Annotated in this window: 19 protein-coding genes; 8 read left to right on the forward strand and 11 right to left on the reverse strand. The window is 71.4% G+C overall.

The genetic code is table 11. The annotated features are described in order from the left end of the window. Window positions 1-17: 17 nt before the first annotated feature. The gene (locus tag ACFSC0_RS16780; protein ID WP_377282015.1) at window positions 18-3,038 is read right to left on the reverse strand and encodes an intermembrane phospholipid transport protein YdbH family protein; all 3,021 of its coding nucleotides are present in this window, start codon (window positions 3,036-3,038) and stop codon (window positions 18-20) included. A gap of 264 nt (window positions 3,039-3,302) precedes the next feature. Between ACFSC0_RS16780 and ACFSC0_RS16785 the strand changes: the two genes are divergently transcribed. Continuing rightward, window positions 3,303-4,760 carry a CoA transferase gene (locus ACFSC0_RS16785; protein WP_377282016.1) on the forward strand — a complete coding sequence of 486 codons (1,458 nt, stop codon included), beginning with the start codon at window positions 3,303-3,305 and terminating at the stop codon, window positions 4,758-4,760. On the opposite strand, the gene ACFSC0_RS16790 is transcribed toward ACFSC0_RS16785, so the two are convergent. Further along, complete coding sequence (locus ACFSC0_RS16790) at window positions 4,757-6,202, reverse strand: MFS transporter (RefSeq protein ID WP_377282017.1); 1,446 nt, start codon at window positions 6,200-6,202, stop codon at window positions 4,757-4,759. The two genes, ACFSC0_RS16785 and ACFSC0_RS16790, sit on opposite strands and share 4 nt — an antisense overlap. A 114-nt stretch (window positions 6,203-6,316) precedes the next feature. On the opposite strand from ACFSC0_RS16790, the gene ACFSC0_RS16795 reads away from it, so the two are divergent. Beyond that, entirely contained in the window at window positions 6,317-6,547 is a 231-nt protein-coding gene (locus ACFSC0_RS16795; protein ID WP_377282018.1) for a sulfurtransferase TusA family protein, read from the forward strand. A 300-nt stretch (window positions 6,548-6,847) separates the two neighbouring features. Here ACFSC0_RS16795 and ACFSC0_RS16800 read toward each other — a convergent pair whose 3' ends face one another. Further along, a complete protein-coding gene (locus ACFSC0_RS16800; RefSeq protein ID WP_377282019.1) occupies window positions 6,848-7,978 on the reverse strand; it encodes a CaiB/BaiF CoA transferase family protein in 1,131 nt (376 codons plus the stop codon). Between the two features lie 159 nt (window positions 7,979-8,137). Between ACFSC0_RS16800 and ACFSC0_RS16805 the strand changes: the two genes are divergently transcribed. Beyond that, a complete protein-coding gene (locus ACFSC0_RS16805) occupies window positions 8,138-9,463 on the forward strand; it encodes a diguanylate cyclase domain-containing protein (RefSeq protein WP_377282020.1) in 1,326 nt (441 codons plus the stop codon). Window positions 9,464-9,477: 14 nt separating this feature from the next. Here the strand turns inward: ACFSC0_RS16805 and ACFSC0_RS16810 are convergent, their stop codons facing one another. The 3 genes from ACFSC0_RS16810 to ACFSC0_RS16820 are packed head-to-tail and all read right to left on the reverse strand — an operon-like array spanning window position 9,478 to window position 13,643. Beyond that, complete coding sequence (locus ACFSC0_RS16810) at window positions 9,478-9,822, reverse strand: hypothetical protein (RefSeq protein WP_377282021.1); 345 nt, start codon at window positions 9,820-9,822, stop codon at window positions 9,478-9,480. A 49-nt stretch (window positions 9,823-9,871) separates the two neighbouring features. Continuing rightward, the gene (gene mfd, locus ACFSC0_RS16815; RefSeq protein WP_377282022.1) at window positions 9,872-13,369 is read right to left on the reverse strand and encodes a transcription-repair coupling factor; all 3,498 of its coding nucleotides are present in this window, start codon (window positions 13,367-13,369) and stop codon (window positions 9,872-9,874) included. After that, window positions 13,359-13,643 carry an FAD assembly factor SdhE gene (locus ACFSC0_RS16820; protein WP_377282023.1) on the reverse strand — a complete coding sequence of 95 codons (285 nt, stop codon included), beginning with the start codon at window positions 13,641-13,643 and terminating at the stop codon, window positions 13,359-13,361. Before ACFSC0_RS16820 ends, mfd begins: the two co-directional genes overlap by 11 nt. 66 nt (window positions 13,644-13,709) lie before the next feature. Between ACFSC0_RS16820 and recG the strand changes: the two genes are divergently transcribed. Next, window positions 13,710-15,785: an ATP-dependent DNA helicase RecG gene (recG, locus tag ACFSC0_RS16825; RefSeq protein ID WP_377282024.1), complete on the forward strand. Its 2,076-nt coding sequence runs from the start codon at window positions 13,710-13,712 to the stop codon at window positions 15,783-15,785. On the opposite strand, the gene ACFSC0_RS16830 is transcribed toward recG, so the two are convergent. The 4 genes from ACFSC0_RS16830 to kdsA are packed head-to-tail and all read right to left on the reverse strand — an operon-like array spanning window position 15,769 to window position 20,252. Then, on the reverse strand, window positions 15,769-16,893 hold the full coding sequence (locus ACFSC0_RS16830; RefSeq protein ID WP_377282025.1) for a DUF3089 domain-containing protein: 1,125 nt from the start codon (window positions 16,891-16,893) through the stop codon (window positions 15,769-15,771). The genes recG and ACFSC0_RS16830 overlap by 17 nt on opposite strands. Beyond that, window positions 16,893-17,894: an ADP-glyceromanno-heptose 6-epimerase gene (gene rfaD / locus ACFSC0_RS16835; RefSeq protein ID WP_377282026.1), complete on the reverse strand. Its 1,002-nt coding sequence runs from the start codon at window positions 17,892-17,894 to the stop codon at window positions 16,893-16,895. Before rfaD ends, ACFSC0_RS16830 begins: the two co-directional genes overlap by 1 nt. After that, a complete protein-coding gene (gene rfaE2 / locus ACFSC0_RS16840) occupies window positions 17,891-19,357 on the reverse strand; it encodes a D-glycero-beta-D-manno-heptose 1-phosphate adenylyltransferase (RefSeq protein ID WP_377282027.1) in 1,467 nt (488 codons plus the stop codon). Before rfaE2 ends, rfaD begins: the two co-directional genes overlap by 4 nt. Window positions 19,358-19,388: 31 nt before the next feature. Then, window positions 19,389-20,252, reverse strand: coding sequence for a 3-deoxy-8-phosphooctulonate synthase (gene kdsA / locus ACFSC0_RS16845; RefSeq protein ID WP_377282280.1), 864 nt, complete (start codon window positions 20,250-20,252; stop codon window positions 19,389-19,391). 232 nt (window positions 20,253-20,484) lie between these two features. Here kdsA and ACFSC0_RS16850 point away from each other — a divergent pair, with 232 nt between their 5' ends. Genes ACFSC0_RS16850 through ACFSC0_RS16865 form a run of 4 tightly spaced genes read left to right on the forward strand, consistent with a single transcriptional unit; the run spans window position 20,485 to window position 24,098 of the window. Further along, window positions 20,485-21,669, forward strand: a complete 1,185-nt coding sequence (locus ACFSC0_RS16850; protein WP_377282028.1) for a class I SAM-dependent methyltransferase — start codon at window positions 20,485-20,487, stop codon at window positions 21,667-21,669. Window positions 21,670-21,712: 43 nt separating this feature from the next. Further along, on the forward strand, window positions 21,713-22,711 hold the full coding sequence (locus ACFSC0_RS16855) for a cysteine synthase A (protein ID WP_377282029.1): 999 nt from the start codon (window positions 21,713-21,715) through the stop codon (window positions 22,709-22,711). Beyond that, a complete protein-coding gene (sseA, locus tag ACFSC0_RS16860) occupies window positions 22,711-23,550 on the forward strand; it encodes a 3-mercaptopyruvate sulfurtransferase (protein ID WP_377282030.1) in 840 nt (279 codons plus the stop codon). Before ACFSC0_RS16855 ends, sseA begins: the two co-directional genes overlap by 1 nt. Next, window positions 23,547-24,098, forward strand: coding sequence for a GNAT family N-acetyltransferase (locus ACFSC0_RS16865; RefSeq protein WP_377282031.1), 552 nt, complete (start codon window positions 23,547-23,549; stop codon window positions 24,096-24,098). Before sseA ends, ACFSC0_RS16865 begins: the two co-directional genes overlap by 4 nt. Here ACFSC0_RS16865 and ACFSC0_RS16870 read toward each other — a convergent pair. After that, entirely contained in the window at window positions 24,077-25,174 is a 1,098-nt protein-coding gene (locus ACFSC0_RS16870) for an amino acid ABC transporter substrate-binding protein (RefSeq protein WP_377282032.1), read from the reverse strand. The genes ACFSC0_RS16865 and ACFSC0_RS16870 overlap by 22 nt on opposite strands. Window positions 25,175-25,212 lie beyond the last annotated feature (38 nt).

The following is a 25,212-nucleotide window of genomic DNA, read 5'->3' on the forward strand; positions in this document are numbered from 1 at the left end:
GGCCGGGCGATGGGGCGTCAAGGTGGTCCTCCGGGCGAGCTGTCCGATGCGGTATTGGGCGAGTCGGGCTGAACCGTGGCTGAACCGCCTTGGCCGTTGATGAGGGCCTGGTACTCGCCCCAGTCGGCGAGGAGCTGATCCAGGTTGAGCGACATGTCGAGAGCCAGGTTCACTTTCACGCCCGACGGCAGCGGCAGAGTGCGATTGAGGAAGCGCTGGCCGAGCAGGTCCCAGTAGCTGAGCCGCAGCTCCTGCCGCTTGGGCGGGTCATGCTCGCCGACGATGTAGAACATCACCCCCAGGCGTCCTTCCGGCCGGCTGTCGATCTCGGCCGCCAGGCGCGAGAAGGCCAGGTTCTCCATGGCCTGGTAGGCGAAGTCGACCGTCAGGTTGGGCTCGGCCTCCGGGGCCCCGCCTTCGGCCGAGACGCTGGTCAGCGCCTCGCGCTTGATGGATAGGCGGCCGGGTTCGATTGCGTGGATCTCGCCGCCGGAGACGCGGACGCCCTTCGGGCCGACCTCAAACGGCACGCGGCCGTCGACCTTGGCGCTGAGGTCCATCTGCTCGGCGAGCGGCGAGGCCTCGACCAGATCGCCCAGTTGCACGTCGTCCAGCCGCATCGCCCCGCGCCAGCTCCCGGCCGGGTCGAACGGGATGGTCATGGGCTCAATGTCCACGCGCCCCCGGCCAGCGGTCGCGCTGGCCGAAGCCAGGTGCAGCGCCTCGCCTTCCACGCGGCCGGTGGCGACCACGTCGGTGAGCGGCGCGAACGCCTCGATGAGCTCGGCGCGGACGACCTGGTCCGGCGCGGTGGCGAGCGGCGCCAGGCTGGTGACCTCGATCTCGGTCGACAGGCCGCGGACCATCCCGATCGGGCCGCGGAAGTCGAGCCGGGGCACGGTGAGGGTTCCGCCGCTCGCCTCGCCGGCCGGGCTCCAGTTAAAGCCGCCGACGAAGCGGGCCTCGCCCTCGGCCGGCGAGGCGATCAGCACCGCCGCCGGCGACAGCTGGGCCGGCTGCAGCCCCTCGGGCGTGAAGACCAGCCGGCCGGTATCGAGCGTGAAGGCGCCGCTCTGGCTCGCGTCGTCGTGGCGCAGCACCGCCTGGCCGAGCGAATGGCCCGCGGGCGTCGCAAGGTCGAAGCGGCCGCTCCAGACGCCCCGCGCCGCATTGGCCTCGCCGCTCATCCGGACCGGGTAGAACCTCACAGGATCGAGCGTGTCGATGACCCGGACGGTCTGGACGCCGGCGCGAAGCGTCAGCGCCTCGCCGCGACCGCTCACGTCCAGCGCGCCCTCGGCGTCCGCGAACTGCGTCTCCAGGAACGGCGCGGCCGCCGTCCCGTCGCGGATCGTCCCGCGCACCCGCCAGGCGCCGTCGTCGAGGGTGAGCAACGGCGCGGACGTGGCGCAGAACTGGGCGGAGACGTCGTGCACGTCGTTCTCGCCAAGCTCCAGCCGCTCGGCTCGCACCGGCGTGCAGCCGCGGGAGGTGACGCTGATCGCCCCGTCCCTCGCCCGCAGCGCGCCGGAGAGCTGCAGCTCGGCCCCGCGGAACAGCAGGAAGTCGCCGTCGATCCGGCCCCGACCCTGCGCCAGGAAGCCGTCGGCGCCGGTGGTGTAGCGGTCCACGGCGAACTCGGCCTCAGGCAGGCCCCCGCCGCTGGCCCGGAGCATGAAGGCGCCGCCGCCATTCTCGTAGACAGGGCCGCCGGCCCGCGGCGACAGCGCCAGCTGCCCGCCGCCTGCGCCGACCAGGCGGGCCGGCGCGCCCAGGGCCACCACGAGGCCGCGGCTGGTCTGATCCAGGCTGACCGCCGGCGCCCGCAGCTCGAACGCGCCCAGCGTCCGCTTCAGCGCCGCGATGCCGGGATCGTCCTGCGGCTCGATCCGCCCGAGGCCGGTCCAGGCGCCACGGGCCGAAGCGCCGCCGGTCAGGCGGACCCGCGCCGGCTGCTCCACGCCCCCCTCCGCCGCGCCGCGGAAGTCGCCCGCCACGTCTCGCAGTCGCAGGTCGCCCTGGGTCAGCGCGCCGACCCGCGCGGCGAGCCGGCCCTGGGCGTTCAGCCGGTCGGGACCGGTGCGGGTCCAGGTCAGCGTCGGCACCTCGCCCTCGACGGCGATCCGCTGCAGGCTCGCGCCGGCCGCCGCGCCGGTCTCCGCCCGGGCCTCGAACGTCCCCCGCCCGCCGACCGCCAGATCGTCGAGCCAGCCGGCCGAGCGGCCGTTGAACCGGGCCGTGAACTCGCTCCCGCCGAGCTTCGTCCCAGCCCAGTCGAAGCGCCGGGCCCCGCCCGTAAGAGTCAGAGCCAAGGCCCCGTCGCCACGACGTTTTTCGAAGTCGGGGTAAGGTCCCTCGCCGTTCAGCCGCAGGAAGCTCTCCTGGACCGCCAGCCCCTCTCCCTTGGCCTCGCCGAGGATGGCGCCGACCGAGAAGGCGACGCGATCGCCCGTGGTCTTGACGCTGATCTCCCCGCCCCGAACCGCCAGATCGAGCCCCGCGGCCTTGGCCGCCACGGGCGCCAGCCGGGCTTCGAGGCTCATCAGCTTGTTGTCCTCGACGCGGGCGTCGCCGCGCAGCCGCGCCAGGCCGTATTCGGTGTCGAGCCCGACCAGCCCGTCCTCGACGAGGATCAGCGGACGGCGCGCGTCCGGCCGCGGCGGCCGCTTTCGGAATTCCTCGATCAGCGGATCGAGCGCGCCGAAGCTCAGCTTTCCGTTCCGCCAGGTCCCGCGAACGATCGGCCGGACCAGCCGCACGCGCCGCACTTCGACGAAGGGATCGCCCGACCAGAGGCCGAGCAGGCCGTAGTCGATCTCCGCCCGCTCGACGGTGAACTCCGGATCGCCCGGCGTGCCGGCCCGGATGCGGGCGACGGCCCCGGTCGGGCCGAACTTCTCGATCTCGATCTCGGAGGCGACGCCCCGCTCCTCCAGCCAGCCGGACAGGGCGTTACGGGCCAGGTCCCGCCGGGCCAGGTAGGCGATCGCCAGGGCCAGTACGAGGATCGCCAGCGCCGCCGCAACAACCAGCCACAAGGCCCCGATCCGGCGCGGCTTTCGCGGCGCCGGGCGGGGCTCGGGCGTATCGGCTTCAGCAGGACTCAAGGCTCAGCTTCAAACTTGTGGTCAGGTGATAGCGCAATTTGGGCCATGGCAGGGCCGTATCGCACCAAAATGGGCAGACGACCCGTTGCGGCCCGCCCCGGGCGCTTGCCGGCGCCCCCTCTCCTTTCCGTCTGGCCGGGAGCGTCAGGTCGCGCGCATAGTGGCCGGAAAAGACGAAAAGACGAGGGTGGAGACGTGACCGACATCGCCGAGATCGCACTGCGCCAGCTGCTCGACCTCGCCGCCAAAGAGCGGCCGCGCTGGCTCACCCTCGAAGGCGGGCCCGTGGCGATGAAGACCCGCTTCCACGCCGAGGAGGCGGCCGCGGCGGCGCTGGCCGCCACCGGCCTGATGGCCGCCGAGCTCTGGCGCCTGCGCGGCGGCCAGGCCCAGGAGGTGGCGGTCGCCACCCGAGAGGCCGCCGCGGCCCTCACCAGCTATCATCACCTGGTGTTCGCCGACCCCGACAAGGCGCCGCCGATGCCGGCCGGCCCTGGCGGCGGCGGGCGCACGCCGGCCATCGGCTTCTTTCCGACCAGGGACGGGCGCTGGATCTTCCTGCATCCCAGCTTCCCCGACAGCGCCGCCAAGCTGCACCGGCTGGTCGGAGAGCCCGTCGACCGCGCCGACGCCGCCCGCAAGGTGATGGGCTGGGACGCGCTGGACCTGGAGAACGCCATCGCCGAGGCCGGCGTCTGCGGGGCCATGGTGCGCACCGCCGAGGAATGGGATCACTCCGAGCAGGGCCGCGTGCTGGCCGCCCGTCCGGTGGTCGAGGTCGTCAAGATCGCCGACAGCCCGCCCGAACCGCTCCCCGGGCGAGGCGATGGGCCCCTGTCGGGCGTCCGCACGCTGGACCTGACGCGCGTTCTGGCGGGCCCGACCTGCGCCCGCACGCTCGCCCAGTACGGCTCCGACGTCCTCTACATCACCGGCCCGGACCTGCCCTCGACGCCGCGGTTCGTGACCGACACAAACCACGGCAAGCTGTCCGCCTTCCTCGACCTGAAATCCGAAGACGGCCGCAAACATCTGACGGAGCTGCTGAAAGACGCCGACGTGTTCAGCCAGGGCTATCGCGCCGGCGCCCTCGACCGCCTGGGCTTCAGCCCGCTGGAGCTGGCCCGCATCCGGCCCGGGATCATCACCATCGCGATCAACGCCTACGGCCACGAGGGCCCCTGGCGCCATCGTCCCGGCTGGGAGCAGCTGGCCCAGACCGTCACCGGCATGGCCGAGGCGCACGGCCGGCACATCGTCCGGGACGAGGAGGGCCCGATGCTGCAGCCGGGCGCCGTCACCGACTACACGACCGGCTTCCTGGCCGCGCTCGGCGGGATGATCGCCCTGGAGCGGCGCGCCCGCTACGGCGGCAGCTACCTGGTGCGCGTGTCCCTCTCCCAGACCGGCGTGTGGATCCGCAAGCTGGGCGTCGCCGGCCCCGAGCGCATCGCGGCGGTGCAACCGCTGAGCCCCGAGGAGATCGAGGGCTTCCGGGTCGAGAGCCAGACCGGCTTCGGCGGCCTGAAGCACCTGCGCCCGGCCGTGCGGATGTCGGCCACGCCGCCACGCTGGACTAGGCCCGTGGTTCCGCTGGGAACGCACGCGCCGGCGTGGCCGGCGCCGGCTTCCGCCGACCTTACGCCCGCCTAGGGGACGTCCTCGAGCACCTGCGACAGCGGGCTGGACACGTCCTCCAGCGAGCGGCCCTCGGCGGCGACGCCGAGCCAGAGCTCCACCACGGCCGCCAGCAGCATCAGCCCGCCGCCGATCAGGTAGCCGATCAGGATCTGCGAGCGCTCGCCGGTGTCGATCAGGAAGCCGAACAGCCAGGGCCCGGCGACGCCGCCCAGCAGGGTGCCGAAGGCGTAGAACAGCGAGATGGTGATGGCCCGGATCTCGAGCGGGAACAGCTCGCCGACGGTCAGGTAGGCGGCGCTGGCCGCCGCCGAGGCGAAGAAGAAGATCACGGTCCAGGCGGTGGTCTGGGCTACCGCGGAGAGCACCCCTTCACTGAACAGCCAGCCGGTCAGGCACAGGAGGAGGCCGGCCAGGGCGTAGGTCGCGCTGATCATCTTGCGCCGGCCAATGGTGTCGAACAGCCGCCCCAGCAGCAGCGGACCCAGGAAGTTGCCTGCCGCGAACGGCAGCATGAACCAGCCGATGCTGGAGGCCGGGATGTCGTAAAAGTCCGTCAGGATAAGGGCGTAGGTGAAGAATATCGCGTTGTAGCAAAACGCCTGGGTGGCCATCAGCACGACGCCCAGGAAGGTGCGCTCCGGGTGCCGGCGGAACAGGGTGTGGAGGATCTGGCCCCAGGGGGTGTGGCTGCGGCGGTGCAGGCGGATCGCCGGCAGCTCCTCGATGGGCTTCAGCGGCCCGTGACGGCGCGCCACCGACTCCTCGATGCCGGTGACGATCTGCTCGGCGACCTCGTGGCGGCCGTGGGTCATCAGCCAGCGTGGGCTCTCCGGGATGAACCGGCGCACCCAGATGATGATCAGCGCCAAGAGGCCGCCGACGACGAACGCCAGGCGCCAGCCCAGGGCCGGGTCGATCACGTTCGGGTCCAGCACCACGACCGAGCTCAGCGCGCCGAGCGCGGCCCCGACCCAGAAGCTGCCGTTGATCGCCAGCGCCACCTGCCCCCGCCGCCGCGCCGGGATCAGCTCGTCGATGGCCGAATTGACCGCCCCGTACTCGCCGCCAATCCCGGCCCCGGTGATGAAGCGGAACACCAGGAAGGAATAGAAGTCCCAGGAGAAGCCGGTGAGGATGGTGGCGACCAGGTAGACGCCCACCGTGATGGTGAAGAGCTTGCGCCGGCCGAAGCGGTCGGTCAGCCGCCCGAACACCACGGCCCCCAGCACCGCGCCGGCGATGTAGGCGCTGCCGGCCATGCCGATCTGCTGGGCGGTGAGGGCAAGGCCGCTCTCGCCGCGGATGGCGGGCGACAGCGAGCCCACCAGGGTCACCTCGAGACCGTCCAGGATCCAGGTCACGCCCAGCGCGAAGACCACCAGCCAGTGGAAGCGGCTCCAGGGCAGGCGGTCCAGGCGCGCGGGCACGCGCGTCTCGAAGATGGTCTCGGACATGGAGTCTCCCCGGCTGTTGTCGTTTCCCCTGCTTGGGTCTGTGAACGCGCCAGCATCAAGCTTGGCTGCAAGCGGCCCTTGGGCCTGGGCGCTGGGCGCCTTAAGGAGCCCGGCATGCCCGATCAGGAGATCCTTGTCGACGCCCGGGGGCACCGCTGCCCGGTTCCGACGCTTCGACTGCGCCGCAGCCTGGAGGCCGCCCCGGCCGGCGCGCGCGTGCGCCTGCTGGCCGACGATCCCCTGGCGCGGATCGACGTGCCCCACTTCGCGGCCGGCGCCGGGTTCGAGCTGCTGGCCCAGGAGGAGGTCGAAGGGGCTCTCAGCTTCCTGCTGCGAAAGCCGTGACCAGAAATGGAAACGGCGCGCGGTCCTTTTCAGGACTGCGCGCCGCCGATGGGCGTGTCGTTCCATCGAGCAGGCCGCCGCTTCGAGGGACGGGAGAGCGCGACGGCCTACCTGTGATCAACCTAGAACCCCGGCGCTGAACCCTACCTGAACCGGTCATTCAGGTGCGGTGGCGTTCCGTTCAGGAACCACGGTTTGCGAGGGGTGACAGGTAGGGCTTGCGCCCAACCAGTCACCGAAGCCTTCCGGTGACTGGTTGCGCCGGCACGGCGCTACCTGTCACCTGCTCCTGAGCGGAGCTCAAGCCAGCGCGCCGGCGCCTTTCAACTCATCCAGCTCGGATTCGCTGAAGCCCCAGTCGGTCAGGGCCTCCCGATCGTGCGCCCCGTTGGCCGGCGGCGGGCCCTGGATGGCGCCGGGCGTGGCCGAGAAGCGCGGCGCCGGGGCCGGCTGCACCACGCCTTCGACTTCCACGAAGGTCTGGCGCGCCACGTTGTGCGGATGCTTCGGGGCCTCGTCGAGGTCAAGCACCGGGGCGAAGCAGACGTCGGTGCCCTCCATCAGCTCGCACCACTCGTCGCGGGTCTTCTGGGCGATGACGTGGGCCAGCTTCTCGCGCAGCGACGGCCAGGCCGACCGGTCCATCTGCTTGGAGAACTCGGGATCGTTGACGCCGGTCTTCTCCAGCAGCAGCGCGTAGAACTGCGGCTCGATGGAGCCGATCGAGACCCATTTGCCGTCCCGGCACCGGTAGGTGTCGTAGTAGTGGGCCCCGCCGTCCAGCATGTTGGCCCGCCGCTCGCCGCTCCAGATCCCCTGGGCCTTGAAGCCGTAGAACATGGCCATCAGCGAGGCCGCCCCATCGGTCATCGCGCAGTCGACCACCTGGCCCTGGCCGGTCTCGCGGGCGTGGATCACCCCCGCCAGCAGTCCGAACGCCAGGTAGAGCGCCCCACCGCCGAAGTCGCCCACCAGGTTCAGCGGCGGGACCGGCTTGTCCTCCGTCCCGATGGCGTGCAGCGCGCCGGTCAGCGCGATGTAGTTCATGTCGTGGCCGGCGGCCGGCGCCAGCGGACCGAACTGGCCCCAGCCGGTCATCCGCCCGTAAACCAGCCTGGGATTGCGCTTGAGCGCGACGTCGGGCCCCAGGCCCAGCCGCTCCATGACGCCGGGACGGAAGCCCTCGAAGGCCGCATCGGCGCGCTCCATCAGCTTCAGGCAGGTCTCGATGGCGGCCGGCGACTTGAGGTCCAGAGCCACCGAGCGGCGGCCGCGGGCGGTGACGTTGGCCGGCGAGGCCCGGCCGGGGCCCTTGCGGTCGATCCGCACCACGTCGGCCCCGAGATCGGACAGCAGCATGCCGCAGAACGGCCCCGGGCCGATGCCGGCGAACTCGACGATCTTCAGCCCGCTCAAGGGTCCCTGGCGCATCCGCGAAACTCTCCCTGGTGTTTGAGGCCAGCTAACCGCCCTGCCCCGCCGTCAGGCAAGTGCGCGGCGACATGGCGCTGTCGCGGGCGGGGTCGCCTGTATAGTCTGCCCCGGTTCGATTCAGCGTCCGTTCGGGCGGACGTGGGGGGAAGGCCAGGCATGAGCTCTAGCGTCCAGGCGCGCGTCCTGATCGTCGCACGCGACGACGCCCTGGCGGGGCCGCTGGCCGACGGGCTCGACCGGCTCGGCTGGCGAACCGTGACCGCCCGCGGCCCGTACGCCGCGCTCGCGGCGCTCGGCGACCTGCAGATCGAGGCGGCCATCGTCGACCTGGCCAGCGGCGGGGCCGAGGTTCGCGACCTGCCGCGGCGACTGAAGGAAGCCTGCCATCCCCGCCGCCTGCCGGTGCTGGCCATCGGCGAGCCGGACCCGTCGCTGGAGGCGGACGGCTTCGACCTGACCATCGCCGCGCCGTTGCACCCGGCGCAGGCCGTCCTGCGGCTGGAAAGCCTGGTCCGCAACGCCGTGGCCGAGGAGGAGTTCGAGCTTCGCGCCGACACCTTCGCCGAGCGCGGGCGGGCGCTGGAGCCGGCCGATCCCGAGCCCAGCCCGTTCCGCATCCTGGCCATCGGCGAGCCCGCCCCGCAGTTCCTCGCGCTCTCCAACGCGCTGACCCACAAGGGCGCGGAGGTGGTCGGCGCCTTCACGGCCTACACCGCCTTCGACTACCTGCACGAGCGGCCGTTCGACGCCGTGGTGCTCTGGGCCGGCGACAACTCCAGCGAGGCGCTGTCGATCGCCGCGGGCATGCGGCGCAACACCCGCCTCTTCCACACCCCGGCGCTGCTCTACATGCGCCACGAGAGCTACATCACCGCCTCGGAGGCCTATCACCGGGGCATCTCGGACGTCGCCTCGCCCGAGACGCCGGAGACCGAGACCGCCGGGCGGGTCATCGAGCTGGCCCGCAACTACCGCCGCCAGACGGCGCTGCGGAAGGCTCTGGAGCGGGCGCGCACCTCGGGGCTGATGGATGCGCCCACCGGCCTCTTCACCCGCGACCTGTTCGCCGCCCACCTCGTGCGGCTGGCCCACGCCTCTCGGGTGCGCAACCGGCCGCTGACGGTGTGCGTGTTGCGCGTCGCCGACCGGCCGGAGATCACCGAGGCCCGCGCCAACGGGTGGCTCGACAAGGCCATCCCGCAGATCGGCTCGATGATCGGCCGCCTCGTGCGCGTCGAAGACACCGCTGCCCGGCTCGGGCACGAGGTGTTCGCGCTGGCTCTGCCCGCCACCCGCCAGTCGTCCGGACGGGCCGCCGGCGAACGCATCGCCGCCGTCATCGGCTGCACGGCCTTCGAGGCCGGCGAAGGCCGCTCGCCGTTCGTCGTGGAGTTCGACATCGGCGTCGCCGAAGTGTCTGCGCCGGAAACGGCCGGCAAGGCGCTGGAAGAGGCCGCAGCGAGGGCCCAGCGGGTCGGCTGACAAATGCGTGTGGGCTAGTATTCGCCCGCGTGGCTCTTGATCCTCGAGCCGATCAAGCTCAATGCCTCACCTTGTTTGACCATTTCTTGGCCGCATCGCACGGACTCGGTCCGTAGCTCATCCGGCCCCATCCGGGGAATTTGCCGCAGCAGCTCCTCCTCCAATTGGAGCTGGCCGCCGTAACCAATGACTTTGCCGTAAAAATAAACGGCTCCAAGCATTCCGACGGCTTCGTGTTCTTTCTGCTGCCCCACCACAGTGTACACGACCATGCAGCGTGCATCGGCCACTAGACGAGCATCCTGCGCCAGGACTGGAAATGGGACAGCTACTAGGATCGAGGCCAGCACCAGGCCCACACGCCGCCGCATCCTAAGCATCCTCCGCAGTTGTGCGGGGACTTTGCCGCTAAGCAGCCAGCTTGGCCAGTTCCCGCAGCACCTTCTCGGCCGCATCGAGGCGCTGGGCGGGGGTGTCCCATTCGCCCTTCACCACGACCTTGTGGTCAGGGCGCAGCCGCCAGGCGTGGGCGTTCTTCTGAACGAATCCAACCAGTCCCGCCGGGTTCCTGAACTCGTCGCCGCGGAAGGTGACGACCGCGCCTTTGGGGCCGACGTCGATCTTGGCGACATTGGCTTCCCGGCACAGGCCCTTGATCGCCACGACCTTCAGAAGCTGTCCGGCTTCGGGCGGCAGCGGGCCGAAGCGGTCGATCAGCTCGGCGGCCAGGGCCTCGCGGTCGTCCGCCTTCTCGGCGTCGGAGAGGCGCCGGTAGAGCGCCAGGCGCACGTTCAGGTCCGGGACGTAGTCCTCGGGGATCAGCACGGCGGCGCCGGTGTTGATCTGGGGCGACCAGCCGCGGTCGGCCAGCGCCTCGGCGCCCTCGGTCCCGGCCCTCAGCTTCAGCTCGGCGACCGCGTCCTCCAGCATCTGCTGATAGAGCTCGACGCCGATCTCGCGGATGTGCCCCGACTGCTCCTCGCCCAGCAGGTTGCCGCCGCCGCGGATGTCGAGGTCGTGGCTGGCCAACTGGAAGCCGGCGCCCAGGCTGTCGAGCGACTGCAGCACCTTAAGCCGCTTCTCGGCCGACAGGGTGATCTGCTTCTCGGCCGGCGTCGTCAGGTAGGCGTAGGCGCGGGTCTTGGCCCGGCCGACCCGGCCGCGGATCTGATAGAGCTGGGCCAGGCCGAACATGTCCGCCCGGTGCACGATGAGGGTGTTGGCCGTCGGGATGTCGAGCCCCGACTCCACGATGGTCGTCGACAAGAGCACGTCGTACTGGCCGTCGTAGAAGGCGCTCATCACCTCCTCGAGCTGGGTTGGGGCCATCTGGCCATGGCCGACCACGAATCGGACCTCCGGCACCTGCTCGCGCAGGAACCGCTCCAGCTCCGGAAGGTCGGCGATGCGCGGGGCGACGTAGTAGGCTTGGCCGCCGCGGTACTTCTCGCGCAGCAGGGCCTCGCGGACCACGACCGGGTCCCAGGGCGTGATGTAGGTCCGCACCGCCAGCCGGTCGACCGGCGGGGTGGCGATGATCGACATCTCGCGGATGCCCGAGAGCGACATCTGCAGGGTGCGCGGGATCGGCGTCGCGGTCAGGGTCAGCATGTGCACGTCGGCGCGAAGCTCCTTGAGCTTCTCCTTGTGCTTGACCCCGAAGTGCTGCTCCTCGTCGACGATGACGAGGCCCAGGTTCTTGAAGCCGACCTGCTTCGAGAGCACCGCGTGGGTGCCGACGATGATCTCCACCTCGCCCTTCTTCAGGGCTTCGCGGGTCTCGGCCGCCTCCTTGGCCGGCACCAGGCGCGAGAGGCGGCGCACGCGCACCGGCCAGCCCTCGAACCGCTCGGCGAAGGTCTTGTAGTGCTGGCGGGCCAGCAGGGTCGTCGGGCAGACCACGGCCACCTGCTGGCCGCTCATCGCCACCACGAAGGCGGCGCGGAGGGCGACCTCGGTCTTGCCGAAGCCCACGTCGCCGCAGATCAGCCGGTCCATCGGCTTGCCGGAGCCCAGGTCGCCCAGCACGTCGCCGATGGCCGCCAGCTGGTCGTCCGTCTCCTCGTAGGGGAAGCGGGCGCAGAATTCGTCGAAGACGCCCTGCGGCGGCTCAACTTCCTCGGTCGACTTGAGGGCGCGCTGGGCGGCCAGGCGGATCAGGCCCTCGGCCATCTCGCGCAGCCGCTCCTTGGCCCTGGCCTTGCGGGCCTGCCAGGCGGCCCCGCCCAGCTTGTCGAGCTGGACGCCTTCGGAATCGGCGCCGTAGCGGGTCAGCAGGTCGATGTTCTCGACCGGCAGGTAGAGCTTGGCTTCCCCGCCGTACTGCAGCTCCAGGCAGTCGTGCGGCGCGCCCTGGACCTCGAGCGTCTTCAGGCCGTCGTAGCGGCCGATGCCGTGGTCGATGTGGACCACCAGGTCCCCGGCGGTGAGCGCCGAGGCCTCGGCCAGAAAGTTGGAGGCCCGCCGGCGCTTGCGCGGCCGGGCCAGCCGGTCGCCCAGGATGTCGGTCTCGGAGATGACCGCCAGGTCGTCGGTCTCGAAGCCAGCCTCCAGCGGCAGCACCACCCGCTGCGGAACCTTGGGATCGGCCGCCTTGGCCTGGTCCCAGTAGGCGGCGAAGGGCACGCGGCCCAGGCCGTGGTCGGTGAGCATGCCCGCCAGCCGCTCGGACGAGCCCTCCGACCAGGAGGCGAACAGCACCCGCTTGCCGGCGCCGGCCAGGTTGCGGGCATGGTCGGCGGTGGCCTCGAACAGGTTGACGCTGTCCTGCTTGCGCTCGGCCGCGAAAGTGCGGCCCTGCCGCGCGCCGAGATCGACGACCACCTCCCCCTCAGCCTCGTGGAAGGCGGAGAAGCGGCGGGTCGGATGGCCGGCCAGGGCCTGATTCCACTCCTCTTCTGTGAGGTAGAGCCGCTCGGGCGGCAGCGGATGGTAGTGGGCCTTGCGGTCGGCCTGGGCGCGGGCGTCGTAGGCGTCGCGGATCATCGCCAGCCGCTCGTCCCGCGCCTCGCGGGAGAGGTGGTCGAGGCCGATCAGCGACTCCTTCGGCAGGTAGTCGAGCAGCGTCTCCATCCGCTCGTAGAACAGCGGCAGCCAGTGCTCCATGCCGGCCCGCCGGCCGCCCTCGCTGACGGTGGCGTAGAGCGGATCGTCGCCCGCCGCGCCGAACGCCTCCAGGTAGCCCGACCGGAACCTCGAGATGGCCTTGGCGTCGACCAGCGCCTCGGACACCGGCAGCAAGTCCACCGACTTCAGCTGCTTGGTGGAGCGCTGGGTCTCGGGATCGAAGGCGCGGATGGATTCCAGGGTGTCGCCGAACAGGTCGAGCCGCACCGGCTCCTCCGCGTTCGGCGGAAAGACGTCGATCACGCCCCCGCGGATGGCGAACTCGCCACGCTCGGAGACGGTCGAGGCCCGCACGTAGCCGTTGACGGCGAAGTAGCGTTCGAGGTCCGCCACCTCGACCACGCGGCCCACGACCGTGGAGAAGGTGGCCTGCTTCACCGCCTCCCTGGGCGGCACGCGCTGCAGCAGCGCCGGGACCGCCACGACCAGCAGCGCGGGCTTCTTGGCATCGATCCCGTCGGCCAGCCGCGCCAGCGTGGTCATCCGCTGGGCGGCGATGCCCGGCGAGGGGCCGATGCGGTCGTAGGGCAGGCAGTCCCAGGAGGGGAAGCGCAGCACCTCCAGACCCGGCGCGAAGAAGGCCAGGGCGTCGGCGAAGGCGCTCATCCGCGCCGTATCGCGGGCGACGAACACCGACAGGCCGCCGCGGGCGCGGACGATGTCGGCCATGACCAGGGCGTCGAAGCCCTCGGGCGCGCCGACCAGGTCCAGGCGGCCCGGATCGTCGGCGATCCGCCGGACCGCCGCGCGCGTCAGGGTGCGGGCGTCGTCAGCCGCCATCGCCGCCTCCCCGCGCCTCGAAAGCCTCGAAGCGGAACTGCTTGAGCATGCGCATCACGTCGTTGTCGAACTCCGCCGGCGTGGGGCGGCGCTCGATGATCCACTCGTAGAGGTCCTGGTCCGGCTGTTCGAGCAGCGTCTCGAAGGCGTCGAGCTGCTCGGGGGTGAGATCCTGGCCGTGCTTGTCCGCGAACGGCCCCAGAATGAGGTCCGCTTCCTTGAAGCCGCGTCGCCACGCCCGGAAACGCAGCCGTTTGAGCCTGATCTCGTCCATATGAGCCTTGAAGAGCGGCCCATATAGGGTGCGCACGGGTCGAGCGCCAGCCGCTATCATCCACCCATGCGGCCGGAGATTCTGTTCCCCCTGTTCGCGCCCGCGACCTCGCTGAAGGGGGTCGGGCCGCGCGTCGCGCCGCTCGTGGAGAAGCTGGCCGGCCCGATCGTGCGCGACGTGGCCTTCCTGAAGCCCCACTCCCTGATCCGCCGCACGCCGACGACGGTCGCCGACGCCGTCGAAGGCGAGGTGCAGACCTTCGAGCTGACCATCGAGTCCTACGCCAAGCCGCGGGGGCCCAACCAGCCGTGGCGGGTCCGCTGCTTCGACACCACGGGGTTCATTTCCCTGGTGTTCTTCGGCAGCTTCGGGGCGAGTCTCGAGCTGCGGCATCCGAAGGGCGCGCGCCGCATCGTCAGCGGCAAGGTCGAACGCTTCCGCGACGAGCTGCAGATCAGCCATCCGGACTACATCGTCGAGCCGGACAAGGCCGACACCATCCCCGAGCTGGAGCCGGTCTACCCCGCCACCGCCGGCCTGCCGCCCCGCACCGTGCGCCGCCTGGCGCTCGAGGCGGCGAGCCGGGCCCCTGCCCTGCCCGAGTGGCAGGACCCCGCCTGGCTACGGCAAGAGAACTTCCCGAGCTGGCAGGCGGCGCTGGCCCGCCTGCACACGCCGCAGAGCGAGGCCGACCTCCTGCCGCAGGCCCGCCATCAGCGCCGGCTCGCCTACGACGAGCTGCTGGCCCACCAGCTGGCCATGGCCCAGCGCAAGGCGGCCCGCAGGTCGCACCCGGCGTCGAAGATCGCGGCCGGCGACATCGCCCCGCGCATCGAGGCCGACCTGCCCTTCGCCCTGACCGGCGCGCAGCAGCGCTCCCTCGTCGAGATCCGCGCCGACCTCGCCGCCGGAGAGCGGATGAGCCGGCTGCTGCAGGGCGATGTGGGCTCGGGCAAGACGGTGGTCGCCATGCTGGCGATGGCGGACATCGCCGCGGCCGGCGGCCAGACCGCGCTGATGGCGCCCACCGAAATCCTCGCTCGCCAGCACTTCGAGACCCTCGCCGAACCGCTCAGGGCCCACGGCGTCGAGGTCGTGCTGCTCACCGGCCGCGACCGCGGCGCGCCGCGCGCCGAGAAGCTGGCGGCCCTGGCGAGCGGTGGGGCGAAGGTGGCGGTCGGCACCCACGCCCTCTTTCAGGACGAGGTCGTCTTCCAGCGGCTGATGATGGCGGTGATCGACGAGCAGCACCGGTTCGGCGTCGCCGAGCGCCAGCGGCTGCAGGCCAAGGGCGAGGCGGTCCACCTGCTGGCGATGTCCGCAACCCCCATCCCGCGCACCCTGGAGCTCACCGTCTACGGCGACCTGGACGTCTCCCGCATCGACGAGAAACCCCCGGGCCGAACCCCGGTCGCCACCCGCGCCTCGCCGATGACCCGGGTGCACGAGATCGAGGCGCGGCTGGAGGCGGCGGTGAAGGGCGGCGCCCAGGCCTTCTGGATCTGCCCGCTGGTCTCGGAATCGGAGCTGGTGGACCTGAAGGCCGCCGAAGTCCGCGCCACGGAGCTCCGCGCCCGCATCGGCCCCTCCGTCGGGCTGGTGCACGGCAAGATGCCGCCGGCCGAGAAGGACGCGGTGATGGCCGACTTCGCCGACGGCAAGCTTTCGGTGCTGGTCGCCACCACGGTGGTCGAGGTCGGGGTCAACGTTCCCAACGCCACCATCATGGTGATCGAGCAGGCCGAACGCTTCGGCCTGGCCCAGCTCCACCAGCTGCGCGGCCGCGTCGGCCGGGGCCGGCGGGAGAGCGCCTGCGTCCTGCTGTACGATCCGCCGCTCTCCGAGACGGCCCAGAAGCGGCTCGACATACTGCGCCGCACCGACGACGGCTTCCTGATCGCCGAGACGGACCTGGAGCTGCGCGGCGGCGGTGACGCCCTTGGCCTGCGCCAGAGCGGCTTTCCCGACTATCGGTTCGCCGACCCGTTCGCCCACCGGGACCTGATCGCCGCGGCCGGCGACGACGCCCGGCTGATCGTCGCGCGGGATCCGCAGCTGACCAGCGAACGCGGAAAGGCGCTGCGCGTCCTGCAGGAGCTGTTCGACTGGCGCCCGGCCTCGCCGCTCAAAGACGCGGGCTGACGCCGCCGGAGAGCTGGGCCGCCAGCGCCTCGACCCGCGCCTTCGCGTCGGCCTCAAGATTGGCGTAGAACAGGTTGTATCCCGGCGCTTTTCGGCGATCGGCCCAGGACCCGGTGGGCTTCAGGGACGGCGACTTCGGCCGGGTGATGCGCAGCACCCCCTTCTCGCACCGCGCGCCCACCTGGCGGGTCAGGAAGGCCGGACGGGCGCCCCACTCCAGGTCTGTGGCGTTGGCCGCGCCGAGGTTGAGGCGGGGCGCGGCCTCGGCGTTCGTCACCGCGCCCAGCAGCGGATTGAAGCAGAGCGGCGCTGCGCCGTGGAGGTTGTCGAGGTGGCCGCCCCGCCAGACGAGAGAGCGGTCGAGGATCGCCTGCGCCCGCTCCGGCTCGTCCGCGAAGGCCGACGCCCAGGCCGCCACGCAGCCGGTTTGCCGCGGCTTCAGGCACGGCGGGGCCGGCGGCGCCGCGGCCGGCACGACCGTCTCAATCAGGTAGGCCGCGGCCATGCGCTGGCGCAGCATGGGGTTCGGCATGATCTCTTCGGCCAGGAGACGCGCGGCCAGCGTGCCGCCCTGCTCCACCCCGACGATGACGAACGGCCGGCCGCCGTTCTCGTTGGCCACGTAGTGGCGGAAGGCGCGGGCGACGTCCTCGTAGGCGAAGCGCCTCGCCTCGCGGGCGTCCTCGCGCAGGGTCAGCAGGGAGTAGAGGCTCGCCTGGCGGTACCTCGGCGCGAACACCCGGCCCACCCGCACGAACGGCCCCACATAATTGGGCGCCATCACCCGCCGGAACAGCCGCTCGGATTTCGGCTCGCCGATGGGGGCGTTCCAGTGCTCGCCGCCGTCGTAGGTGGTCGGCGCGAGGAAGAAGATGTCGGCCGGCGGATCGTCGGGCCGGGCGGCGCGCCCGGGCGCCAGCGCCCAGGCCCGCGGCTCTGCGTAGTCCGGGGCCGGCGGCGGCGTGTAGGTCTGGAACGGCACCCGGGGGTCCAGGCCGGTGCGCAGGATGTCCTCCCGGTAGACGATCCCCGCCGCGCCGATCAGCAGGGCCAGCCCGGCCAGGGTGGCGATCGCCCAGCGTGGAAGGCGGGCGCCGCGTTGGGCCACTAGCGGTGAGGGTCGGGCTGGCTCAGGAAGGTTTCGACATAGTCGCCGATGCCTTCCTCGAGCGGCGTGAACGGCGCGGCGTAGCCGGCCTCGCGCAGCCGGTCCATCCGCGCCTCGGTGAAGTACTGGTACTTGTCGCGGATCGCCGGCGGCATGGGGGTGTATTCGATCTGGGCGTTCTTGCCGGCGGCCGCGAACACCGCCCGGGCCATATCCTCGAAGGTGCGCGCCTGGCCGCTGCCCAGGTTGTAGATGCCGTTCACCTGCGGGTTCTGGACCAGCCACTCGACCACGTCGGCGACGTCGCGCACATAGATGAAGTCGCGCTTCTGGGCTCCGTCCGGCACGTCCGGCCGGTAGGACTTGAAGAGCTGCACCGCATGGCCCTCGCGCACCTTCGGCCAGATCTGCGAGGCGACCGACTTCATCGAGTGCTTGTGCTCTTCGTTGGGCCCGTAGACGTTGAAGAACTTCAGCCCCACCCACTGCGGCGGGGCGTAGTCGCGCAGCGCCTGGCGCACGGCGAACAGGTCGAACAGGGCCTTGGACCAGCCGTAGGTGTTCAGCGGCCGCAGGGCCGCCAGGGCCTCGAAGTCATTGTCGTCGGAAAAGCCGCCTTCGCCCGCCCCGTAGGTGGCCGCGGACGAGGCGTAGATCAGCCGCCGCTGGTGATCGGCGCACCAGCGGAACAGATCGCGCGAGAGGGTGAAGTTGGAGTGGACGATCTTGTCCGCGTCCGGCTCGGTCGTGGACGAGATGGCGGCCATGTGGATCACCACCTCCACGTCGCGCCAGCGCTTCTCCAGCCATTCGAACATGGCCTCCGGGGCCACGAAGTCGCCGATAGGATGCTTGGCGATGTTGCGCCACTTGCCGAGCTCGGCTTCGTGCAGGCGGTCGCAGACGACCACGTCGAGGCTGCGGTCCTCGGCCAGCCTGGCCACGATGTTGGAGCCGATGAAGCCGGCTCCGCCGGTCACGAAGGCGATGCGGCGGGTCATCGGTTGGTCCCGGTCATGCGCGCGATGGCGGCGGTGGTGGAGAAGCCCTCGACGATGGCGGCGAGGCGCACGTCGCCGCCCCAGGAGCGGACCTCCCTGGCCCCCACCACTTCGCTCTCGGTGTAGTCGGAGCCTTTCACCAGCACGTCGGGGCGCGCAGCCTCGATCAGCTTGATGGGCGTGTCCTCGTTGAACGGCACGACCAGGTCCACCGAGCCCAGGCCGGCCAGGACCAGGGCGCGGGACTCCAGATCGTTGACCGGCCGCCCCTCCCCCTTCAGCGCCCGCACCGAGCGATCGGAGTTGAGGCCGACGATCAGCCGATCGCACCAGCCGCGGGCCTGGTTCAGGTAGGCCACGTGACCCCTGTGGAGCACGTCGAAGCAGCCGTTGGTGAAGCCGACCCTCAGCCCCTTGGCGCGCCAGCGGGCGACCTCGTCCACCATCCGCTGGGGCGTGGCGATCTTGGCCTCGGCGGGCGCCAGGTGGGCCGAGAGCGCGGCTTCCATCAGCTCGTCCGGTGTGACGGTCGCGGTGCCGACCTTGCCGACCGCGACGCCGGACGCCAGCAGGCCGATCTCGATGGCCGCTTCGATCGAGGCGCCGGCGGCCAGCGCCAGGCCGAGCGCCGCGATGGTGGTGTCGCCGGCCCCCGAGGCGTCGAACACCGCCTTCGGCGTGCCGTGGAAGTGGCGAACCGGCTCGCCCCGGACGGCCAGCGACATGCCCTTCGCGGCCCGGGTGACCAACACCGACCGCGCCTCGCACAGCTCCAGCGCGCGGGCCAGCGCCGCCTCGACCTCCTCGTCGGTCGAGGTCGGCATGTCGGTGGCGTAGGCGAGCTCGGCGGCGTTGGGCTTGATGATGTCCACCGCCCCGTAACGGGCGAAGCTGCGGGCCTTGGAGTCGACGATCACGCGGGCGCCGGCGCTGGCCGCCTCGCGGCAGGCGGCGATCACCGCCGGAGTCACGACGCCCTTGCCGTAGTCGGAGACGAGGATCACGCCCACGCCGTCGGCCACGTCGCGGATGGTGCGCACCAGGCGCTGCTCGCACTCGCCGTCGGCGACGCGGCTCTCCTCCAGGTCCACGCGCAGCAGCTGCTGGTTGCCGGACACGAAGCGGGTCTTCAGCGTCGTCGGGCGCGAGGCGTCGGTGACCAGGAAGCCCTCGATCCCCCGCTCCTGCCCCACCAGCCGCAGCGCCTCGTGGCCCTCGGAATCGCCGCCGATCAGGCCGATCAGCATCACCGAGCCGCCGAGGGCCGAGACGTTGCGGGCCACGTTGCCGGCCGCGCCGAGCATCACCAGCTCGCGCGTGCGCGCCAGCACCGGGATGGGCGCCTCGGGCGAGACCCGGCTGACTTCGCCGTAGACGAACCGGTCGACCATCAGGTCGCCGACGCAGGCGACCCGGCCCGACGGCAGGGCCGCGAGCAGCTGCTGGAGGGCCGTAAGATCCATGGCTAGCCTCTGCGTCCTGGGGCGTGGCGGGTCAAGCCGCCGCCCTGCGCTTGGCGAGCGCGTCGTAATCCAGGAGCTCGCGGACCAGCGGCTCGAAGTCCTTCAGCGGCACCATGTTCGGTCCGTCGGACGGCGCTGCGTCCGGATCGGGGTGGGTTTCCATGAACACCGCCGCGACGCCCACGGCCACGGCGGCCCGCGCCAGCACAGGCACGAACTCGCGCTGGCCGCCGCTGCTGGTCCCCTGTCCGCCCGGCTGCTGCACCGAGTGGGTGGCGTCGAACACGACCGGGCAGCCGATCTGGCTCATGATCGGCAAGGAGCGCATGTCGGAGATCAGGGTGTTGTAGCCGAAACTGACGCCCCGCTCGGTCGCCATGGCGTTCGGATTGCCGGCGCTGGTGATCTTGGCGATCACGTTCTTCATGTCCCAGGGCGCAAGAAACTGGCCCTTCTTCACGTTGATCGTCCGGCCGGTGCGCGCGGCGGCGATCAGCAGGTCCGTCTGGCGGCAGAGGAAGGCCGGGATCTGCAGCACATCCACCGCCTGGGCCACCTCGGCGCACTGGGCCGCCTCGTGGACGTCGGTGAGGGTCGGCAGCCCCACGGATTCGCGAATTTCCGCGAACACCGGCAGCGCCGCTTCCAGGCCCATGCCTCGGGCCGCATTGGCCGAGGTGCGGTTCGCCTTGTCGAAGGAGGTCTTGTAGATCAGCCCGATCCCCAGGCGGTCGGCGGTTTCCTTGAGGGCCTGGGCGGTCTCCAGGGCGTGGGCGCGGCTCTCCATCTGGCAGGGGCCAGCGATCAGCGACAACCGCTCGGTGTTGCCGACGCGCACGGCGGAGCCGCTGGGCGCTTTGATCTCGATGACGGCGTTCGGCTGGGTCACGGCGATAGTCCCTCGTTGGCGGGCCGCCGCTTAAGTGGCGCAGGCGAGCCCTGTCCACAAGCGGATGGGACGCCGCGGCGCGCCTTCCCCCTCCTTCGTGCACCGCCCGTGATTCGCCGCTCCCGGCAACCGGTGTTATGGTGAAGATGGACCGAAGGATGCGACCATGACTCTTGTCCATGATGGCGCCCCGATCTCGCTCACCGCACGAAGCGGCGCCCTCAACAGATTGCCGGAGTTGAGAGAAGCCCCGGCGGCGTTCCGCACGGCCGTGCGCCTGTTGGCCACCAACTGGATCGCCGGAACCCTGACGTTCGAGCTGCCGTCCGGCCGCGAACTGAGGATGGAGGGCGCCAAGCCCGGACCCGACGCGCGGCTGGTGGTGCGCGATTTCCGGTTCATGAGCCGGGTGCTGACGGCCGGGGACATCGGCTTCGCCGAGGGCTACATGGCCGGGGAGTGGGACACGCCCGACATCGCCGCCCTGCTGGAGATCTTCAGCCGCAACGCCGAGGGGATCCTGCGGCTGGTGCAGGGCAATCCGGTGTTCCGGGCCTTGGGCATGGTCAACCACGCGCTTCGGACCAACACCCGCAAGGGCGCGCAGAAGAACATCCACGCCCACTACGACCTGGGCAACGCCTTCTATTCCCGCTGGCTGGACGAGACGATGACCTACTCGTCGGCCCGCTACGCCGAGCCCGGCCAGCCGCTCACCGAGGCCCAGCGCAACAAGTACCGCACCCTCGCCGAGAGCATCGGCCTGCAGCGCGGCCAGCACGTGCTGGAGATCGGATGCGGCTGGGGCGGCTTCGCCGAGTTCGCCGCCGGCGAGGTCGGCGCGAAGGTCACCGGCATCACCATCTCCAGGGAGCAGTACGACTTCGCCCGCGAGCGGATGTTCCGCCAGGGGCTGAACGAGCGGGCCGAGATCCGCTTCGTCGACTACCGCGACGTTGACGGCCAGTTCGACCGGGTGGCCTCCATCGAGATGTTCGAGGCGGTCGGCGAGAAGTACTGGCCGGCCTACTTCGGCAAGATCGCCCAGGTGCTCTCGCCCGGCGGCCGCGCCGGCCTGCAGATCATCACCATCCGCGACGAGTTGTTCGACCGCTACCGGCGGCGGATGGACTTCATCCAGAAGTACATCTTCCCGGGCGGCATGCTGCCCTCCGAGGCGCGGCTGGAGCGCGAGACGCGGGCGGCGGGCCTGGCCTGGGACGGCGTCGCCCGCTTCGGCCAGCACTACGCCGACACGCTCGCCGAGTGGCGGCGCCGGTTCGACGGGGCCTGGGACGAGATCCGGCCGCTGGGCTTCGACGAGCGGTTCCGCCGGCTGTGGCGCTTCTATCTGAGCTATTGCGAGGCGGGATTCCGCACCGGGCGGACCAACGTCGTGCAACTGGCGCTCGCGAAGGCCTGATCGCCCCCTACCCGGAAACGGCGGCGCTGATTAAGTAGCGGCCATGACCATCGCCGCCAGCGTGCTCGACGCCATCGGGAACACCCCGCTCATCCGCCTGCGCCATGCCAGCGCCGCCACCGGATGCGAGATCCTCGGCAAGGCCGAGTTCATGAACCCCGGCCAGTCCGTGAAGGACCGCGCCGCCCTCTACATCGTGCGCGACGCCGAGCAGAAGGGTCTGCTCAAGCCCGGCGGCCGCATCGTCGAGGGCACGGCGGGCAACACCGGCATCGGCCTGGCCATGGTCGCCAAGGCCCTGGGCTACAAATGCACCATCGTCATGCCCAACACCCAGAGCCAGGAGAAGAAGGACGCGGTCCGGCTCTACGGCGCCGAGCTGATCGAGGTGGACGCCGTCCCCTATTCCAACCCTAACAACTACGTCCGCTACTCCGGCCGGCTCGCCGAAGAGCTGGCGGCTAAGGAGCCGAACGGCGCCGTCTGGGCCAACCAGTTCGACAACGTCGCCAACCGGGAGGCGCACGTCGCCACCACGGGCCCGGAGATCTGGGAACAGACCGAGGGCAAGGTCGACGGCTTCATCTGCGCCGTCGGATCGGGCGGCACGCTGGCCGGCGTCGCCGAAGCGCTGCGCGCCCGCAAGCCGGACGTGGCCATCGGCCTGGCCGACCCCTACGGCGCGGCGCTCTACAGCTACTACACCGGCGGGGAGCTGAAGGCCGAGGGCAGCTCGATCAGCGAGGGCATCGGCCAGGGCCGCATCACCGCCAACCTCGAGGGCCTGAAGATCGACAAGGCCTACCGGATCAACGACGAGGAGATGATGCTGGCCATCTACGACATGGTCGAGAACGAGGGCCTCGTCATGGGCGGCTCGACGGGCATCAACGTCGCCGGCGCGATCCGCATGGCCAAGGACATGGGCCCCGGCCACACCATCGTGACCGTGCTCTGCGACCACGGCGCCCGCTACCAGAGCAAGATCTACAACCCGCAGTTCCTTCGCGAGAAGTCCCTGCCCCTGCCCCGCTGGCTCTGATGACCGGCCCGCTGGTCAGCACCGAGGCGCTCGCCGCCCGGCTGGGCGATGCCGACCTGCGCATCGTCGACGCCAGCTGGTTCCTCCCGACGGAGGCGCGCACCGGGCGCGAGGCCTATCTGGCGGCCCACATCCCAGGCGCGGTGTTCTTCGATATCGACGAGATCGCCGACAGGTCGAGCGGCCTGCCCCACATGCTGCCGAGCGCCGAAGCCTTCGCCGAAGCGGCCGCCCGGCTGGGCCTTTCCCGCGAGGCCGACATCGTCGTCTACGACGCCCAGGGCGTCTTCTCGGCCCCGCGGGTGTGGTGGACGCTGAAGGTGATGGGCTATCCGCGCCCCGCCGTGCTCGACGGCGGGCTCAAGAAGTGGCTCGCGGAAGGCCGGCCGGTGGAGTCGGGGGAGGTCGCGCCCGCGCCCGTATCCGTCACGCCCCGCTTCGATCCCGGGGCGGTCCGCGACTTCGCGGCCGTGCGCCAGGCGCTGGAGGACGGCGCGACCCAGGTGGTCGACGCCCGCCCCGCCGCCCGGTTCCGCGGCGAGGCGCCGGAGCCCCGCCCGGGCCTGCGCGCCGGCCACATGCCGGGCGCCCGGAACCTGCCCTGGTCAGATGTGGTGCGCGAGGACGGGACGATGAAGTCGCCCGCCGAGCTGCGAGCCGCCTTCGAGGCCGCCGCCCTGGACCCCGCTCGTCCGGTCATCGCCAGCTGCGGCTCCGGCGTCACCGCCGCGGTCCTCGCCCTGGCCCTGGCGCAGCTCGGCGCCGAGGCGGCGATCTACGACGGCTCGTGGGCCGAGTGGGGCGCGCGCGAGGACGCCCCGGTGGCGACCGGTCGATGACGGCGCCCTTCATCCGCGCGGCCCGCGCCGACGAGCTTCCCAAGCTGCCGGAGATCGAGCGCTCGGCCGCAGCCCTGTTCGAGGGCGCGGGCCAGCCGATGGACGTGCTGACCAACGTCACCCCGGGCGAGGTCTGGGCGCCGCGTCAGGCGGCCGGCACCGTCTGGGTGGCCGACGACGGCTCGGGCGAGCCGGTCGGCTTCCTCGCCGCCGAGGTGTTCAAGGACGAGCTGCACGTCTGGGAGCTGGACGTGCGCCACGACTTCCAGGGCCGCGGGCTCGGACGCCGGCTGATGGCCCACGCCATGGAGTGGGCGCAAGCCCGGGGCCTGGCCCGGCTCACCCTGACGACGTTCCGCGACATTCCCTGGAACGCGCCGTTCTACGCCTCCCTCGGCTTCGTCGAGACCGCCGGAGAGGAGCTCAGCGTGCGGCTGGCCGAGGTGCTCAGCCTGGAGGCCTCCAAGGGGCTGAACCCGGCCGAACGCTGCGCCATGGTGCTGGAGCTGAGCGGCGCGCCCTGGGCTCACCGCATCGGCGGGGCGTAGAGCAGGCCCGGCGGATCGGCGTTCCAGCGGGCGTTCAGGCCGCGCGCCAGCCGCAGCGCCGAGCCCTCCCCCAGGTTGCGGCGGAACAGCTCGTCGTAGGCGCCGACCTGACGGATGGCCTGGAAGGCCCAGTCCTGCCTCAGGCCCAGCAGCGGCCCGAGCTCGCGCTCGACGCCCAGCAGCCTTCGCGCCTCCGGGACCGTCGCCAGTCCCTTGGCCTCGGCCACGTCGGTCGAACGCAGCTCCAGCTCCTCGGCCAGGATCAGCGCGAACACCGTCCAGCGGACGATGTCGGCCCACGCCGGATCGTCCTGCCGCACCACGGGCCCGAGCGGCTCCTTGGAGATGACGTCCGGCAGGATGACGTGGGCCGTGGGGCTGTTCATCACCGTCCGCGCGGCCGCCAGGGCCGAGAGGTCGGCGCTCATCGCATCGCACGCCTCGCTCTGGTACGAGGTCCGGGCCTCCGCCTCGCTCTCCACGACCACGGCGCGGTAGTCGATCGCCCGGGCGCGCATGTAGTCGGCCAGGTTCTGCTCGGCGTCGGTGCCGGCCTGCACGCAGATCCGCGCGCCCGACAGCTCGTGCACGCTGGTCAGGTTCAGCGCCCGCCGGACCATGAATCCCTGCCCGTCAAAGTAGGTGACGACCGGAAAGTCGATCCCCAGGCCCACGTCCCGAGAGAAGGTCCAGGAGGTGTTGCGGGAGAGGATGTCGATGTCGCCGTTTTTCAGCACGGCGAATCGCTCCGCTGCGGATAGCGGGCGGAAGCGCACCGCATTGGCGTCGCCCAGGGTCGCCGCGGCCACCGCCCGGCAGACGTCCACGTCGAAGCCCCGCCAGACGCCTTTGACGTCCCGCACCGAGAAGCCGGCCAGCTCCGGATGGACGCCGCAGCTCAGCCAGCCGCGCCGGCGGATCGCGGCCAGCGTCGGGCTCTCCGCCGGCTGATAGGTCGACGGCGGGGCGGGCGCCACGGGCGGCGGCGGCGGGGACGGCTCGGCCGGCTCGTCCCGCCCGCCGCAAGCGACGAGCGACACGGCGAGGGCCGCCATCGCGCAAAGCCGTCGGATCACGCCGCGCTCCTTGATCGGAAAAGCCGGGGAGGCTCTAA

This window comes from Phenylobacterium terrae (genome assembly GCF_042681205.1).
GTDB lineage: Bacteria > Pseudomonadota > Alphaproteobacteria > Caulobacterales > Caulobacteraceae > Phenylobacterium > Phenylobacterium terrae.